The sequence below is a fragment of the Aquabacterium sp. genome (genome assembly GCF_035476535.1).
In the GTDB taxonomy this organism is placed as follows: domain Bacteria; phylum Pseudomonadota; class Gammaproteobacteria; order Burkholderiales; family Burkholderiaceae_C; genus Pseudaquabacterium.
Window position 1 is genome coordinate 1 of record NZ_DATILJ010000324.1, and the last position, 14,351, is coordinate 14,351.

The 14,351-nt window shown below is 68.8% G+C and carries 11 protein-coding genes and 2 pseudogenes; 1 reads left to right on the forward strand and 12 read right to left on the reverse strand.

Annotation, left to right across the window (positions count from 1 at the left end):
• Positions 1-1,313, forward strand: a 1,313-nt coding sequence (locus VLK61_RS30855; protein ID WP_325427343.1) for a hypothetical protein, incomplete at its 5' end; no start/stop codon positions are given.
• Positions 1,314-1,354: 41 nt separating this feature from the next.
• Here VLK61_RS30855 and VLK61_RS30860 read toward each other — a convergent pair.
• From VLK61_RS30860 to VLK61_RS30915, 12 genes and pseudogenes are all read right to left on the reverse strand, one after another.
• A complete protein-coding gene (locus tag VLK61_RS30860; protein WP_325427345.1) occupies positions 1,355-2,758 on the reverse strand; it encodes a HipA domain-containing protein in 1,404 nt (467 codons plus the stop codon).
• Positions 2,755-3,057 (reverse strand): helix-turn-helix domain-containing protein, encoded by a 303-nt coding sequence (locus VLK61_RS30865; RefSeq protein ID WP_325427347.1) that lies wholly within the window; start codon positions 3,055-3,057, stop codon positions 2,755-2,757. The genes VLK61_RS30860 and VLK61_RS30865 overlap by 4 nt, the downstream gene beginning before the upstream one ends.
• Positions 3,058-3,247: 190 nt before the next feature.
• Positions 3,248-3,625: a VOC family protein gene (locus tag VLK61_RS30870; protein ID WP_325427349.1), complete on the reverse strand. Its 378-nt coding sequence runs from the start codon at positions 3,623-3,625 to the stop codon at positions 3,248-3,250.
• 16 nt (positions 3,626-3,641) lie between these two features.
• Positions 3,642-5,114 carry an SRPBCC family protein gene (locus tag VLK61_RS30875; protein WP_325427351.1) on the reverse strand — a complete coding sequence of 491 codons (1,473 nt, stop codon included), beginning with the start codon at positions 5,112-5,114 and terminating at the stop codon, positions 3,642-3,644.
• Between the two features lie 25 nt (positions 5,115-5,139).
• Positions 5,140-5,580 carry an SRPBCC family protein gene (locus VLK61_RS30880; RefSeq protein WP_325427353.1) on the reverse strand — a complete coding sequence of 147 codons (441 nt, stop codon included), beginning with the start codon at positions 5,578-5,580 and terminating at the stop codon, positions 5,140-5,142.
• Between the two features lie 3 nt (positions 5,581-5,583).
• Entirely contained in the window at positions 5,584-7,287 is a 1,704-nt protein-coding gene (locus tag VLK61_RS30885; protein WP_325427355.1) for a flotillin family protein, read from the reverse strand.
• 9 nt (positions 7,288-7,296) lie between these two features.
• Complete coding sequence (locus VLK61_RS30890; RefSeq protein ID WP_325427358.1) at positions 7,297-8,127, reverse strand: phosphoenolpyruvate hydrolase family protein; 831 nt, start codon at positions 8,125-8,127, stop codon at positions 7,297-7,299.
• A gap of 29 nt (positions 8,128-8,156) precedes the next feature.
• Positions 8,157-9,362 (reverse strand): annotated as a pseudogene (locus VLK61_RS30895) (Tm-1-like ATP-binding domain-containing protein); the annotation flags it as partial.
• 537 nt (positions 9,363-9,899) lie between these two features.
• Positions 9,900-10,445, reverse strand: a pseudogene (locus VLK61_RS30900) (ATP-binding cassette domain-containing protein); the annotation flags it as partial.
• Positions 10,446-10,628: 183 nt separating this feature from the next.
• Entirely contained in the window at positions 10,629-11,351 is a 723-nt protein-coding gene (locus VLK61_RS30905; RefSeq protein WP_325427360.1) for an ABC transporter ATP-binding protein, read from the reverse strand.
• Positions 11,352-11,485: 134 nt separating this feature from the next.
• Positions 11,486-12,742 (reverse strand): ABC transporter substrate-binding protein, encoded by a 1,257-nt coding sequence (locus VLK61_RS30910; RefSeq protein WP_325427362.1) that lies wholly within the window; start codon positions 12,740-12,742, stop codon positions 11,486-11,488.
• Positions 12,739-13,845, reverse strand: a complete 1,107-nt coding sequence (locus VLK61_RS30915) for a branched-chain amino acid ABC transporter permease (RefSeq protein WP_325427364.1) — start codon at positions 13,843-13,845, stop codon at positions 12,739-12,741. The genes VLK61_RS30910 and VLK61_RS30915 overlap by 4 nt, the downstream gene beginning before the upstream one ends.
• Positions 13,846-14,351: the final 506 nt, after the last annotated feature.

Genomic DNA, 14,351 nt, shown 5'->3' on the forward strand with positions numbered 1-14,351 from the left:
TGGCCGTGATCGGCGATGGCAGCGAAGCACCGGAGAGCCCGGCGCGCTGGGCGGTCATCGACGGCCTGGCCACCTTGGCCGACCGCTCGCTGGTCACGGTCAGTGCCGACGACCCGCCGCGCTACCGCCTGCTGGACACGATGCGCGCCTTCGCCCGGCAGGCGATGGCCGAAACAGACGGCGAATTCGAGGCCGTGCGCCGGCAGCATGCGCGCGCGCTGACGGCCTGGTTCATGCGCTATACCCCCAGCGACGTGGCGACCCAGCTGTACATGGCCGACATCGAGAACGCGCGCGAGGCCATCGGCTGGGCACGGGTGCACGACCTGCACCAGGCGGCGCTGCTCACCGCGCGTGCCGCGCGCATCAGCACCTTCTACGTCTGGCGCAACGAGTGCACGCAGTGGTTGCGCGCGCTGCAGCCGGCCATGGTCTCGTCGGCCGGCCAGGCGCTGCCGGCCGAGGTGCAGGCCACCTGGTGGACCGAAATGGCGCGCACCGCTACCTTTCTCGGCGACCCGCAGGCCCGCACGGCGGCGCGCCGCGCACTGGCCCTGTGGCAGCCGCTGCAACAGCCGATGCAGGCCTTGTTCGCCGCGGTGGTCTGGGTGCGCAGCATCGAGCAGGCCGGCGACGAGCTCGACGAAGCCTGCGCGGCGCTGCAGGCGCAGGCCGCGGCCACACCGCCGCCGACGGCGCGTGAACGCTTCTGGCTGCTGGGCGCGCTGACCAAGGCCGCGCTGGTGCGCGGCGACGACGCCGCGGTGCTGGAAGGCCGCCTGGCCGAAGTGACGCTGGGACAGGAACTGGGCTCCGACGATCTGGTCGAGACGGCCGAATCGAATGTCGTCAACACGCTCAACGCACTGCAGCGGCATGCCGAGGCGGCCGAGCGCGGCCGGGTCTTGCTGAGCCGCATCGACCGCCGCAACCGCGACGAGAACGCCAACCTGCCCTGGGTGCTGGCCGGGCTGCTGGAAGCGCTGACCGATATCGGCCGGCTCGATGAGGCGCGCGCGCTGGTGCCGCGCGCGTGCGCCGTCAGCCGCCGCTTCAACGCGCTGGCACCGCTGCCCTCGATGCCTTGGCTGGCCGCGTCCCAGGGCCGCTTCGAGGCGGCCGCCCGCCTCGTCGGCCATGTGCGCCAGCGTTTCGAAGCCCGGGGGGCGACACCGGACCGCGGCGAGAACGGACTGCTAGAACGTGCCTGGCAGGCGGCGGAACAAGCGCTGGGCGCCGCGCAGGTCGACGGGCTGCTGCGGCTGGGGCGCGCACTCGACGAGGACGCGGCGGCGGCGCTGGCCGCGGGTTGAGCTCGGGCGGCAGGCGGGCACGACAAGGTGCCGGCGCCGGGCTACAAGAACTCGGGCCTGACCTTGCCGGCCTCGCTGGCGATCTGGATCAGCCGCGTGGCCTGCGCCATGACGAAATCACGGAGCCGGCCCGCGAAAGCGCGCTCACTGTCATCGATGTAGTCGTCCACCAGCGCTTGCGTCGGCGCGCATTCGATCGCCAGCCTGGCCAGCCGCGTGGCCTCGCGTTTGACAAGCAGCTTGTCCAGCCCGCAGCGCTGTGCAAAGTCGGCCAGCTGGAACGCCCCGACCTCCGCCAGCGAGAAGGCATCGCCCCAGGCCATGGCCAGCTCATGGTCGATGCCGGGGTACTGCGCGACGCTGACCAGGTCGTACCAGGGCGCCGGGTCGAGCCCCTGGCGACGCACGTAAAACGAGAAGTTCTTGCCGTGGGCATCGCTGTTGCCGATCAGGAACTGGAACAAGGCCCACCGCAGCAGGGTCATGCGGGCCAAGGCCTTGTTCACGGTCTGCGCCACGCGCGCGAACAGCACTTCGAAGCTCACCCCCTCGCGGATGTTGCGCACGTGTTCGCCGCTGCCGAGGTTGCGCTCGTACTTGCAGCTCGCGGGCAGGTCCGAAGCCTGGCAGGCGTCGATGATGTGCAGGCGTTGCACCTGAGGCCCTTCGCCGCCTTGTCCCGCGCCTTCGACGACAACGCGGTCGAATCGAGCGACAACCAGCACCGGCCTGGGTGTGCGAAGGATGCTCACCTCGGCCACCGGCAGCTTCATGCGTCGCGCCAGGGACATGCAGTAGTGTTCATTGACGACCAGATGCGGCGTCACCGGCCGGCCGGGCTCGGGCTTGAGGATGTGCGTCGACGCCAACGGCGGCTCGACCAGGAACAGGCGTCCGCCATCGTCGAGCGGGCGGTCCAGGTAGACCATCAGCTTGTCCTGCACGCCGGCGATGGACAGGCGGAGCTTGCCATCCCAGACCGCCAGCGGAACGTCGTCGCGCTCGGCCAGTCGTCTGTCCAGCTCCTCGCGGGTCACTTCCCGCGGTGGCACGGCGGCGACGCTGGGAGGCACTTCATCCGGACGCCAGAACCGGAACGCCCCGGTGGTTTCGGTCCCCAGCGCGCTGATCAGCGCATAGATGTTCAACTTCGACACGCGGTAGGTGGTGGCCGTGATGTCGAGCGCACGCCCCTCGGGCAGCAGGTTCTCCACGAAGCGCTTCACCGCGCCGGCGGCATAGCCTTCGGCCGCGGGATCGAACGGCAATGCAGGCGAGAGCGGAAACGCCTGCGGCATCGCAACCCAGCCCGCGTCGTAGTCCAGCGACCAGCGGTCGTTCAGGGCCTCGTGGCCCAGTGTCGCCACCTTTCGGTCGTCGGCCCAGAGATGGAGCACGTGGGGGGGATTCAGCGTGTCGATGGCGGGGCCGATTGTCGGGTTCATGGCTGGTCCGCAACGCCGCCGGGCGTCGAGGCGGACTGCATCCCAGGATGGTCCTTGGGGCCGAGCACGAGCGCGAGCCCCAGGCCGTCCAACACCGCCAGCAGCTTGTCCAGCCGCACCGAGCCCTTGCCGTTCTCGAGGCGAGAGAGCAGATCAACCGAGACGCCACTCAACGAGGCCGCGTCGTCGATGCGAAGCGACTGCCCACGTCGACGGGCTCGGATGGCCGGTCCGAAGGCGCTGGCATCGGTGATGCGCAGGAGTTCGGGCGCTGCGGCAGGGGCAGGGGCAGGACTCATTTCGGAATTCCCGGGATGGTGACCATCCGCTGATGCTTGGTAGGCCTATTTCTTGAATTCCGAAATCATGCCATATCCCTGACTTCGCCGCCAACAATTCATCAAACTCCGAAATTATCACCCTCCCCCCACGCCAAAGCATCCGAACATCCTGAATTCCGAAATACCACGCCTTGACCCGACGGCAGCGCTACAGCGTCTCCGACGCGTCGAAGTCCAGTTCGACCTTGGCCCCGTTCGGGTCGAAGGTGAACAGCTGCCAGGTGCCGGCGCCCGGCTGCTGGCGCAGGTCGTACTTCAGGCCGCGCTGGTCGAAGCGCGCCTTCACCGCGCGCAGGTCGGTGGCGGTGAAGGCCATGTGGTCGATCACGCCGGCGCGCTGGCTGGGCAGCGGCCGGCCGAAGTACATGTGCAGCACCGCTTGTGGTCCACCGGCGTAGAGCCAGGCGCCGGGGAAACCGAGGTCGGGCCGGTGGCCCACCGTCAGGCCTAGAAGGCCGACGTAGAAGTCCAGTGTCTTCTCTTCGTCTTCGGCGATCACGGTGAAGTGGTTCATGCCGACGATCATGGTGTTCTCCCGAGAGTCATGTGATCAGGATCAGCGCGCCGATCGTGGCGCGCGTTTCGAGCCGCGCATGGGCTTGCGCTGCGGCGTCGAGCGCGAAGTGTTCGATCGGCGGGACTTTCAGCGTGCCGTCGGCCAGCGCGTTCCACACGCGCTGCGCGCGTTCGGCCAATTGCCGCGGCTCGACCACGTAGTCGAAGACCACCGGCCGCGAGAAGCTCAGCGATTTGGCCACCAGCGCATCGGGTGCCAGCGGCTGCAGCGGCCCGCTGGCCTGGCCCAGGCTGATCCAGTGGCCGCGGCGGGCCAGCGCGGCCAGGTTCTCATCGCGGGCGGCATCGCCCAGGCCGTCGATCACCACATCGGCACCGCCGCAGGCACGCTGCACCGCGTCGGCGAAACGGTAGTCGCGCGTGACGATCACCTCGTCGCAGCCATGTTCGCGCGCGATGCGGGCCTTCTGTTCGGTGGACACCGTGCCCAGCACGCGCGCGCCCAGCCGCCGCGCCCAGGCACACACCAGCAGCCCGACACCACCCGCCGCGGCATGCACCAGCAGCCGCGTTCCGGGGCCGACATGGCCCAGGTCGCGCAGCAGCATGTCGGCGGTCAGGCCCTTCAGCAGCAGTGCCGCCGCCACTGGGTCTTCCACCGCCGGCGGCAGCCGCACGACCCAATCGGCCGGCACGCTGCGCACGCTGCAGTAGGCACCCGGTACGGGCCCGAGGTAGGCCACGCGGTCGCCGGGCAGCAGGCCGTTGACGTGGCTGCCGACATCGAGCACGGTGCCCGCAGCCTCCATGCCCGGCACCGCCGATGCGCCAGTCACCAGCGGCAGCATCGCCGGCATCCAGCCGCGCCGCAGGTAGACATCGATGAAGTTGATGCCGATCGCGCGCTGGCGGATGCGCACTTCGCCCTCCGCGGGCGGCTCGGCCATCGCGTCTTCGGGCTGCAGCAGCTCGGCCTCACCATAGCGCCGGATGCCGACGCGGCGCGTCGGCACCGGCAGGGCCGTGGGCATCGTGATGCTGCCGCGCGGCTGCAGGTCGCCACCCTGGCGCAGGTGGCGCTGCAGGTTCATGAAGCCGGTTTCGTAGACGCCTTTCGCCACCATGTCGTGCAGCTCACGCTCCTGCCCCGGCGGCGTCGCGAAGCTCGACTCCCAATGCCAGAAGGTGCGCCGGCCATCGGTCACCGGCTTCAGCGTGATCGTCGCGACATAACGCTGCAGCGGCACGGTGGCTTCGACGATGCAGTAGGTGCTGCGGTAGTCGGTGTCGGACAAAGTCAGCAACTGCTCGCGGATGCGGTTGCCGTCCTTCAGCGTGAAGTTGCGGATGCAGCCGACCTGGTCGCTGCGCTCGCCCCCTTCGATGCGGCTGGTCTCCACCGCGTCGTGCCACTGGTCGTGGCTGTTGAAGTCGCGCAGCACCGCCCACACGCGCTCGATCGGCGCGTCGATGATGGTCGAGCGCACGACGCGCTGCATGATCAGGGTGAGTCCCGGCCGGTCATCAGCGCGATCCGAAGTGCCGCTTCAGCGCGTCGAAGCCGCCTTGGAAGACACCGCCGCCGATCGCTTCGCTCAGCTCACGCTCGCGGTCCGGCGCGCAATCGAACTCCGCGCTCCATTCGGCAAAACAGCGGCCACCATCGGTCACCGGCGTCAGCTTCAGCGTCGCGATGTAGTGTTCGACGGCCATCGGGCTTTCGAGGATTTCGTAGACGCAGCTGTACTCGTAGTCCGACAGCGCCAGCAGCCGCTCGCGGATCATGCCGCCGTCGCGCAGATGGAAGTGGCGGATGCAGCCGACGCGGTCGCCCGGCTGGTTGTTCTCGATGCGGCTGTCTGCGATCAGCGGGTGCCATTGCGGCAGCGCATTGAAGTCACGGATGCGCGACCAAACACTGTCGGCGCTGGCGTCGATGACGCTGGAGGCATAGACCTGCACCATCGGCTATTCCTTCGTGGCCTTGGTCGGGGCCGGTGGCAGCGAGGCCTGCGCGCCGCTGGCGACGCCGGCCAGGCGCTGGATGTCGCCGCCTTCGAGGCCGATCTCGCGCAGCAGCTGGTCGACCAGCGGCGCCTGGGCGCGGAAACGCAGCGCCGAATTGACGACGCTGTCGGCGAAGTTGCCGCCGCCATGGGCACCATCCCCACCACCACCGCCACCCGAGCCGCCCAGCCCGTCGACATGCAGGATCTTGATGCCTTCGATGCGCTCCATCGGGCGCACCGATTCGCGGATGATCGCTTCGGCCTTCTCGACCAGCCGCATGCGCAGCGCCGACACGCGGGCTTCGGGCGATAGCATGTTGTGCGCCTCGTTCATCAGGCGCAGCCCTTCGGCTTCGATCTCGGCACGCACACGCATCGCCATCGACTTGATCTTGTCGGCATCGGCATCGGCCTCGGCCTGGGCGCGCACCGCGGCACCGCGGTCGGCGCTGGCGCTCTTCTCGGCCATCGCGGCCGAGGTCAGCCGCAGCGCATCGCGTTCGGCGATCTGCGCCGCGGCGATCAGCTCGATGGCCTTCCTGCGCTCGGCGGTTTCCACCTCGCGGGCGGTGAACACCTTCTCTTCGGCCGATACCGCCAGCGCACGGGCCACCTCGGCTTCGGCCTGGGCCTCGCTCTGCACCTTGCTTTCGCGGGCCAGGGCGATCGAGCGCTGCTGCTCGGCCAGCTCCAGCGACAAACGCCGCTCGATCTCGGCGCCCTGGATCGCGCGCTCCTTGCCGATGCGCTCTTCTTCCAGCGTCTGCTCGGAACGGATGCGCGCGGTGTCGATGCTCTGCTTCGCGGCGATCTGCGCGCCTTCGGCCGCCTGCTCCCGCTGCGCACGTTCGGTGGCCACCTCGGCGCGCTGCCGTGCGCGGGCGATCTCGACCTCGCGCTGCTGGCTCAGGCGGGCGTATTCACTCTCACGGTCGATGTCCAGCGACAGCTTCTCGGCCTCGAGGTTCTTGTTGCGGATGGCGATCAGCGTGTCCTGCTCGACATCGTTGCGCTGCTTCTTGCGGTGTTCGATCTGCTCGGTGAGCCGTGTCAGGCCTTCGGCGTCGAAGGCATTGCTGGGGTTGAAGTACTCCATTGCCGTCTGGTCCAGCTGCGTCAGCGAAGCGGCCTCGAGCTCCAGCCCGTTCTTCGTCAGGTCTTCGGCCACCGCCTCGCGCACGCGTTTGACGTAGGCGCCGCGCCGTTCATGCAGCTCTTCCATCGTCATCTCGGCCGCCGCGGTGCGCAGCGCATCGACGAACTTGCCTTCGACCAGTTCCTTCAGCTGGTCCGGCTCCATCGTGCGCAGGCCCAGCGTCTGCGCGGCGGCGGCCACCGCATCGGGCATCGCGGCGACGCGCACATAGAACTCGGCGATGACGTCGACACGCATGCGGTCTTTCGTGATCAGGGCCTTGTCACGCCCACGGCTGACCTCCAATCGCAGCGTGTTCATGTTCACCGGAATCACGTCGTGCACGATCGGCAGCACGAAGGCGCCGCCGTCGAGCACCACCTTCTGGCCACCGAGCCCCGTGCGCACGAAGGCCCGCTCCTTCGAGCTGCGCAGGTAGAGCCAGTGCATCAGCCAGACGACGATGCCGACGATGATCGCAACGACGATCAGGCCGAGGAGGAAGCTACCGAACTGCGAGCCAGACATGGTGTTTCCTTATCTTTTGATCTGCACGAAGCGCCGCGTGGTCTCGGTCAGCGCCAGCTCGGTCGGCAGGCGCTCCATCGAACTGGCGCCGTAAAAGCCATGGCAGGCCGGGCATTGCGCGAGCACCTGCTGCGCGTCGTCGGGCGTGGCGATCGGGCCACCGTGGCAGAGCACGATGACGTCCGGATTCACCGCCTTCGCGGCCGCGGCCCAGGCGTTGATGCGCGCGATGCAATCGGCCAGGGTCAGCGCGGTCTCGGCGCCGATGGCCCCGCCCGTCGTCAGGCCGAGATGGCAGACCACGATGTCGGCGCCGGCCCCGGCCATCGCCTGCGCTTCGGCCTCGTTGAAGACATAGGGCGTCGTCAGCAAGTCCAGCGCATGGGCCCGCGCGATCAGCTCGACCTCCAGTGCATAGCCCATGCCGGTTTCTTCGAGGTTCGCGCGGAACGTGCCGTCGATCAGCCCCACGGTCGGGAAGTTCTGCACGCCCGAGAAGCCCAGCGCGATCAGCCGCTGCAGGAACTGCTCGGGGATCATGAACGGGTCGGTGCCGTTGACGCCGGCCAGCACCGGCGTGTGCTTGACGACCGGCAGCACCTCGTGCGCCATCTCGCAGACGATCTCATTGGCATTGCCATAGGCCAGCAGGCCGGCCAGCGACCCGCGGCCGGCCATGCGGTAGCGGCCCGAGTTGTAGATCACGATCAGGTCGATGCCACCGGCCTCTTCGCATTTGGCCGACAGCCCCGTGCCGGCGCCGCCGCCGATCAATGGCTGGCCCGCGGCGATCTTCTTGCGGAAGCGTTCGAGCAAGGTGGAGCGGTTGATGCTAGGCATGATGGTGCGGTGAATGTGTGATTGTTCGATCAGGCACGCCGCGCGCTGGCAGTCGGCCGGCAGATGTCCTGCCAGGCCGCGACCAGCGCGTCGGCAAAGGCTTCGTCGTTGATGTGCAGCGGCAGGCGTTGCAGCTGGTGGTCGCTGCCGCTGCGAAAAGCCTGCTCGATGGCCGAGAACAGCGCGCGGTCGGCCTCGGGGTCGTGAAAAGCCTGGCCGGGTTTGTCGATCGCCGAGACGCCGCCTTCGGGGATCAGGAAGCGCACCGGGCCGCGCATCGCGTTGAGCTTGTTGGCGATGAAGGCGCCGATCGCGCGGCACTCGTCCACCGTCGTGCGCATCAAGGTGATCGTCGGGTTGTGGCGGTAGAGCCGGCGCGATTTGAACCGCTCGGGCACGCTGTCCCAGACGCCGAAGTTCACCATGTCCAGCGCACCGCAGGAGCCGACATACGGCAGTGCGTGGCGTGCAAAGACATCCAGCCGGGTCGGGCCGGCCGACAGCACACCGCCGGCGATCTCGTCGGCGATCTCGGTGGTCGAGACGTCGATCACGCCGGCCAGCAGCCCCGAGTCGGCCAGCTTCTCCATCGACTGGCCGCCGACGCCGGTGGCGTGGAAAACCAGGCAGTCGTAGGCGGCTGCTAGGCGTTTCGTCACCGCCTGCACACAGGGCGTGGTGACACCGAACATCGTCAGCCCGATCGCCGGTTTGGTGGTGTCGGACACCAGCGCCGGGTGGGCGATCATGCCGGCCAGCGCGTGCGCGGCATTGGCCAGCACCTTTTCGCTGATGCGGTTGATGCCCTGCACGTCGGTGACCGAATACATCATGCAGATGTCGCTGGGGCCGACGTAGGGCCGGGTGTCGCCGCTGGCCATTGTCGAGACAAGTACCTTCGGCACGCCGATGGCCAACGCGCGCATGCCCTGGCTGGCCATGGAGCTGCCGCCGGAGCCGCCGGCCGAGATCAGTCCACCGAGGTCGCGGCGGGTCTGCACATAAGCTTCGAAAGCGATGGCCATGGCGGCGATGGCCATGCCGCGGTCGCTGCTGAACACCGCGGCTTCGCCTTGGGGATGGTGGCGTGCCACCTCGCGGGGATGCACGCTGGCCGGTGATGGTTTGCCCGACGTGGACAAGTCCACCGTGACGACCCGCAGACCCAGCCGCTCCAGGCACTGGCGCAGGAAGAACAGCTCACGGCCCTTGGTGTCGAAGGTGCCGGCGACATAGGCCGCGCGCGCGCTGCTGGCGGCGACCGGGAAGTCGAAGACCTGCGGCGAGGCGGCGGCAGGCCGAGCCGGATGGACCGTCAGCGCTGCGGCGGTCGGCGCCACACGCACGATGTCGGTCATCGGCGCGGCGGTGCCACCGGCATTCCAGCGGGTGAAGCCGCGCACGGTGTTGGGCGCCAAGTCGTTCAGCGACGGCGCGCCATCACCATGCGCGCGCCGCACGGTCAGCACCTGCGTGGGTGCCCGCGCGTCGGCGTCGGCGCCTGTCATCGGCTCGGGTTCGTCGTCGGGTCCACCAGACCGTATGCCCAGCAATCTTTCCTGCAAGTCGCGATCGGCTGCCAGCTGCGTCGTCGGCATCTGCTGCGCGATGCGGCCGTTGACCATCACGCCGATGCGATCGGCCACGGCCATCGCGACGCCGAGGTTCTGCTCGATCAGCAGCACGGCGATCTCGCCTTCGGCCGCCAGTTCACGCAGCGCCTGCGCCACCTGCTCGACGATCACCGGCGCCAGGCCCTCGGTCGGCTCGTCCATCACCAGCAGCCGCGGGTTCAGCAGCAGCGCGCGGCCGATCGCCAGCATCTGCTGCTCACCGCCCGACAACTGCCCGCCGCCATGGCCGCGCCGTTCGGCCAGCCGCGGGAACATCGCATAGATGCGCTCGACATCGCGCTTGCGGCGCGCCACCAGTCGCAGCGTTTCGTCGACCGACAGCGACGGCCAGATGCGCCGGCCCTGCGGCACGTAGGCGATGCCGCGTTGGGTGATCTGATTCGGCGTGCGGCCGAGCACTTCTTCGCCTAGAAGCCTGACACTGCCCTGCGCCGGCACCAGCCCGGTGATGGCGTTGCACAGCGTGGTCTTGCCCATGCCGTTGCGGCCGACGATGCCGAGCACGCCGCGATCGATCTGCAGACTGACGCCTTGCAGCGCATGGGCGCGGCCATAGAACACATCGAGGCCTTCGACGACCAGCACCGGGCCGCGGGGCACGGTGTCGCCACGATCGTGCTGGCGCCCGAACCACGCCATCATGGCAGTCCCTCGCCGGCGGAGTACCGCGTGCGATCCCCGCATGAAACGGATCCCGTCCAAGGTCTTGCGCGGATCCGGCTCTGCCGGTCCGCAGCAAGGGCCCCCTCGGGGGGCCGAGCCCGGACAGGAAGAGTCCAGTGGACTCTTCCTGCCTGGCGAGGAGCCGGGCCATTGGCCCGGCGCGGCCTGCAAGGCGCGGACCGAAGGAAGCGTGGGGGCTTCATTTCAGTGCTTGCTCCCCATGTAGATCGCCTGCACCTGCGCGTCGCTCTCGATCTCGCCGGGGCTGCCGGTGCGCAGTTCGCGGCCGTTGTGCATCACGGTCACCCGCTCGACGACCCGCAGCGCGATGTCCAGATCGTGCTCGATCAGCACGAAGCTCATGTGCGCGGGCAGCGAGCGCAGCAGCGCCACCAGCTCGCGGCGTTCGGCCGGCGACAGCCCGGCGGCGGGTTCGTCGAACAGGATCAGCCGCGGCGCGCCGGCCAACGCCATGCCGATCTCCAACTGCCGCTGCTGGCCATGCGCCAGGTCGGCCACGCGCACGTCGGCGATGTGGCTCAGCCGCGCGCGGTCCAGCAGTTCCTGCGTCGCCCGCACCGACGCATGGCCCCGCGGCGCCCGCCACAGGCTGAAGCGGCCGCTGCTGACGCCGCGCACCGCCAGGAACAGGTTGTCGCGCACCGTCAGGTCGCGGAACAGCAGCGAAGACTGGTAGGTGCGCCGCAGGCCCTTGCGGATGCGCTCGTGCGGCGGCAGCTCGGTGATGTCTTCACCGAAGAACATGATGCGCCCGGCGGTCGGCGGATAGTCACCGGTGATGGCGTTGAACAGCGTGGTCTTGCCGGCGCCGTTCGACCCCAGGATCGCGTACTTCTGCCCCGCCGCCACCGACAGCGACACATCGTCCACCGCCCGCAAGGCCCCAAACGCCCGCGTGACGTTCACCAGCGTCAGCGCATCATTGCCCGCCAGCGCCCCGGCCGCCCCAACCAAGCCGCTCGCGCGGATCCGGCTCTGCCGGTCCGCAGAGAGAGCCCCCCCGGGGGGCAGCGACCGGTAGGGAGCGTGGGGGTCCACAGTCACGGGCAGCTGGGCACGTCGCGCGAGCCGATCTTGAACTCGTCGGGCTTCATGCCCAGCAACTGCTCGACGTTGTCGACCTTGCTGTGCACCTTGTTGAACAGGTTGCCCTGCGCGTCCTTCACGACCTCGGTGACGAAGGTGGTGCCGATGGCCTGGCGGTTGCTGTCGAGCTTGACCGGGCCGTTCGGCGTCTTCAGCACCATCTTCGACAACGTCTCGCGGTACTTGGCCTGGTTGTTCGACAGGTCGCCGTTCACTGCGGCCAGGCCTTCGAGCGCGGCCTTCATGTTCACGTAGTAGACATAGGCGAACAGGCTCGGGCTCGGGAAGCCGCCGGCCGAGACCGGGTAGGTCTTGCGGTAGTCGGCGACGAAGGCCTGCCAGTCGGCGCCGTCGTAGGCGTCGGCCAGCGGGCCGGCCGACAAGGTGCCGATCAGCGAATCGCGGCGCTTGCCCTTGTAGTTCAGCACGTCCTGGCTGACGGTGATCGAGCCGCCCAGCATCGGCTTGTCGCCGCCGGAGTTTTCGTACTGGGTCAGGAAGTTCACCGCATCGGCGCCGCCCAGCACCACCAGCAGCGCATCCACGTCCTTCGGGATCGTGGCGATCACCGACGAGTAGTCCTTGCCGCCCAGCGGCACCCAGGCCTTGGCCGGCACCTTGCCGCCCAAGCGGCAGTACTCAGCCATGAAGCCCTGCACCTGCGAGTACGGGAAGGCATAGTCCTCGGCGATCACCATCGTGCGCTTGTAGCCCTTGGCCAGCGCCGCCTTACCCAGGCCGACCATCCACTGCCCACCCTCGGTGTTGAAGCGGAAGAAATTCGCGCTGGGGTTGACCAGGGTCGTGGCCTGCGCGCCGGAGCCGCCATTGATGAAGGTCACCTGCGGCTGGGTCTTCGAGTAGTCCTTCACCGCGATACCTTCGCCGCCGGACAGCGGGCCGACCATGATGTCGACCTTGTCCTGCTCGACCAGCTTGCGGGTGGCGTTCACCGCCACGTCCGGCTTGGCGTCGGACGAGGCCTTGATGATCTCGATCTTGCGGCCGGCCACGACGCCGCCCCGTTCCTTGACCGCCAGTTCGGCGCCGCGCATGCCGTCGGCACCGCCGGCGGCAAACGGCCCTTCCAGCGTCGCCAGCAGGCCGATCTTCACCGGCTGGCCCTGAGCCCAGGCGCCGCCGGACAGTGCTGCCGCCGCAGCGGCACCCACGATGGAATGGATCCAGATTCGCTTCGTCGTCAGTTTCACGCTCGTCTCCTGTGGTGGGAAGTGATGGCCTGCCGTGAGCCGAAACGCGAGCGCAATTTCGCCCACAGTCCGAGCAGGCCGTCGGGGGAAAACAGCACGATGGCGAGGAACACGCCGCCGATCACGAGGTTGAAGCGTTCGCGGTCGATCACGTCGATCGCGAAGGTCTGCAGCAGCACGAAGACGATCGCGCCGAGGAAAGCGCCGATCGGGTGCTTGACACCGCCGAGCACGGCGATGACGAGGATGTTGATCAGCCAGCCGGTACCCACCGAGCCGGGCGACATCAGCGCGTTGTACCAGGCCAGCAGCACGCCGCCGACCGCCGCGATCAGCCCCGACAGCGCGTAGGCCGCGACGCGGTGCGCCACCACCGCGTAGCCCAGCGCGCCCATGCGGCGCGGGTTGTCGCGGATGCCTTGCAGCGCAATGCCGAACGGCGAACGCACGACGTAGGCCACCAGGCCATAAGCCGCCAGCGCACACACCAGCGACAGCGCGTAGAACGGCACCGGCGCGCGCCATTGCACGCCGAACACAGTGGGGGCTTTCAGTTCGCGCAGACCCTGGAAGCCGTTGAACACACTGTAGTTCTGCAGCACCAGGTAATAGAAAGCCACGCCGATGGCCAGCGTGATCATGATCGTGTAGATGCCCTCGGTGCGCACCGACAGCCAGCCGATCAGCGCCGAGCTGAGCACCGCGATGACGATCGCCACCGGCACTGCCAGCCACCACGGCCAGCCCAGGCTGATCTCGGCACTGCTGCTGTGGCCGAACACCGCCAGCGCATAACCGGCAATGCCGGCCACCGTCATCTGCGCCAGCGAGACCATGCCGCCGTAGCCGGCCAGGAAACTGAGCGACAACGCGATCATGCCCAGCACCAGCGACTGCGCGCCGACCTGGAAGGTGATGAAGGGCGAGGCGATGAACGGAAACACCAGCAAGCCGATCATTACCAGCCAATGACGCGGCGCGGGGCGTGGCCAGCGGAAGCCGGGGATGGCGGTGTCGTTGGCCGGCGTGCCGGGAGAGGTGGCAACCGGCAGGACCGAACCACCGCGCTGGCGCATCGCGGCGGCGGCTGCCTGTGAGTTCATGGCTTTGCGCCAGTGTGCGGCGGCCATGTCAGATGTCCTTTGCGCTTCGCACGATCTGCGATGCGCGAAACGGGTCACCGTTAGGTGGCCGGTTGCGGCCCGCTGCGGACGTTGGCATCAGATCGAAGCGGACGTTCGACGTGTAGCGCGACAAAGGCGCGGGTGGGCAGGCCGCATCGCGCGAGTCCGGCGGTCGGCCCTGGGGGCCGACTTCCCGGCCTTGGCCGGCCCGGGGGGCGCGCCGTCCATTTAGCTCCGCCCGCTGCGCGGGCTGCGCACAGCGCCGGCGAGTCAGTCTACGAAGCGTGCCCTGCGGGCCCGCCGCCCCCCGAACCGCCCAAGCCCGGCGCCTCCCACGCGCGCTGCAGCCTGCCCGCCCGCGCCTTTGCGAGACTGCGGTGGACTGCGAAGTGCCGCATGCCACCAACCCAGCAGGAGAGCGGCTTGGGGTGCGGGCGCGGCGGGACCGTGGGAGGCGGCGAGGATCGCAGGCCTGGGGGCGGCGC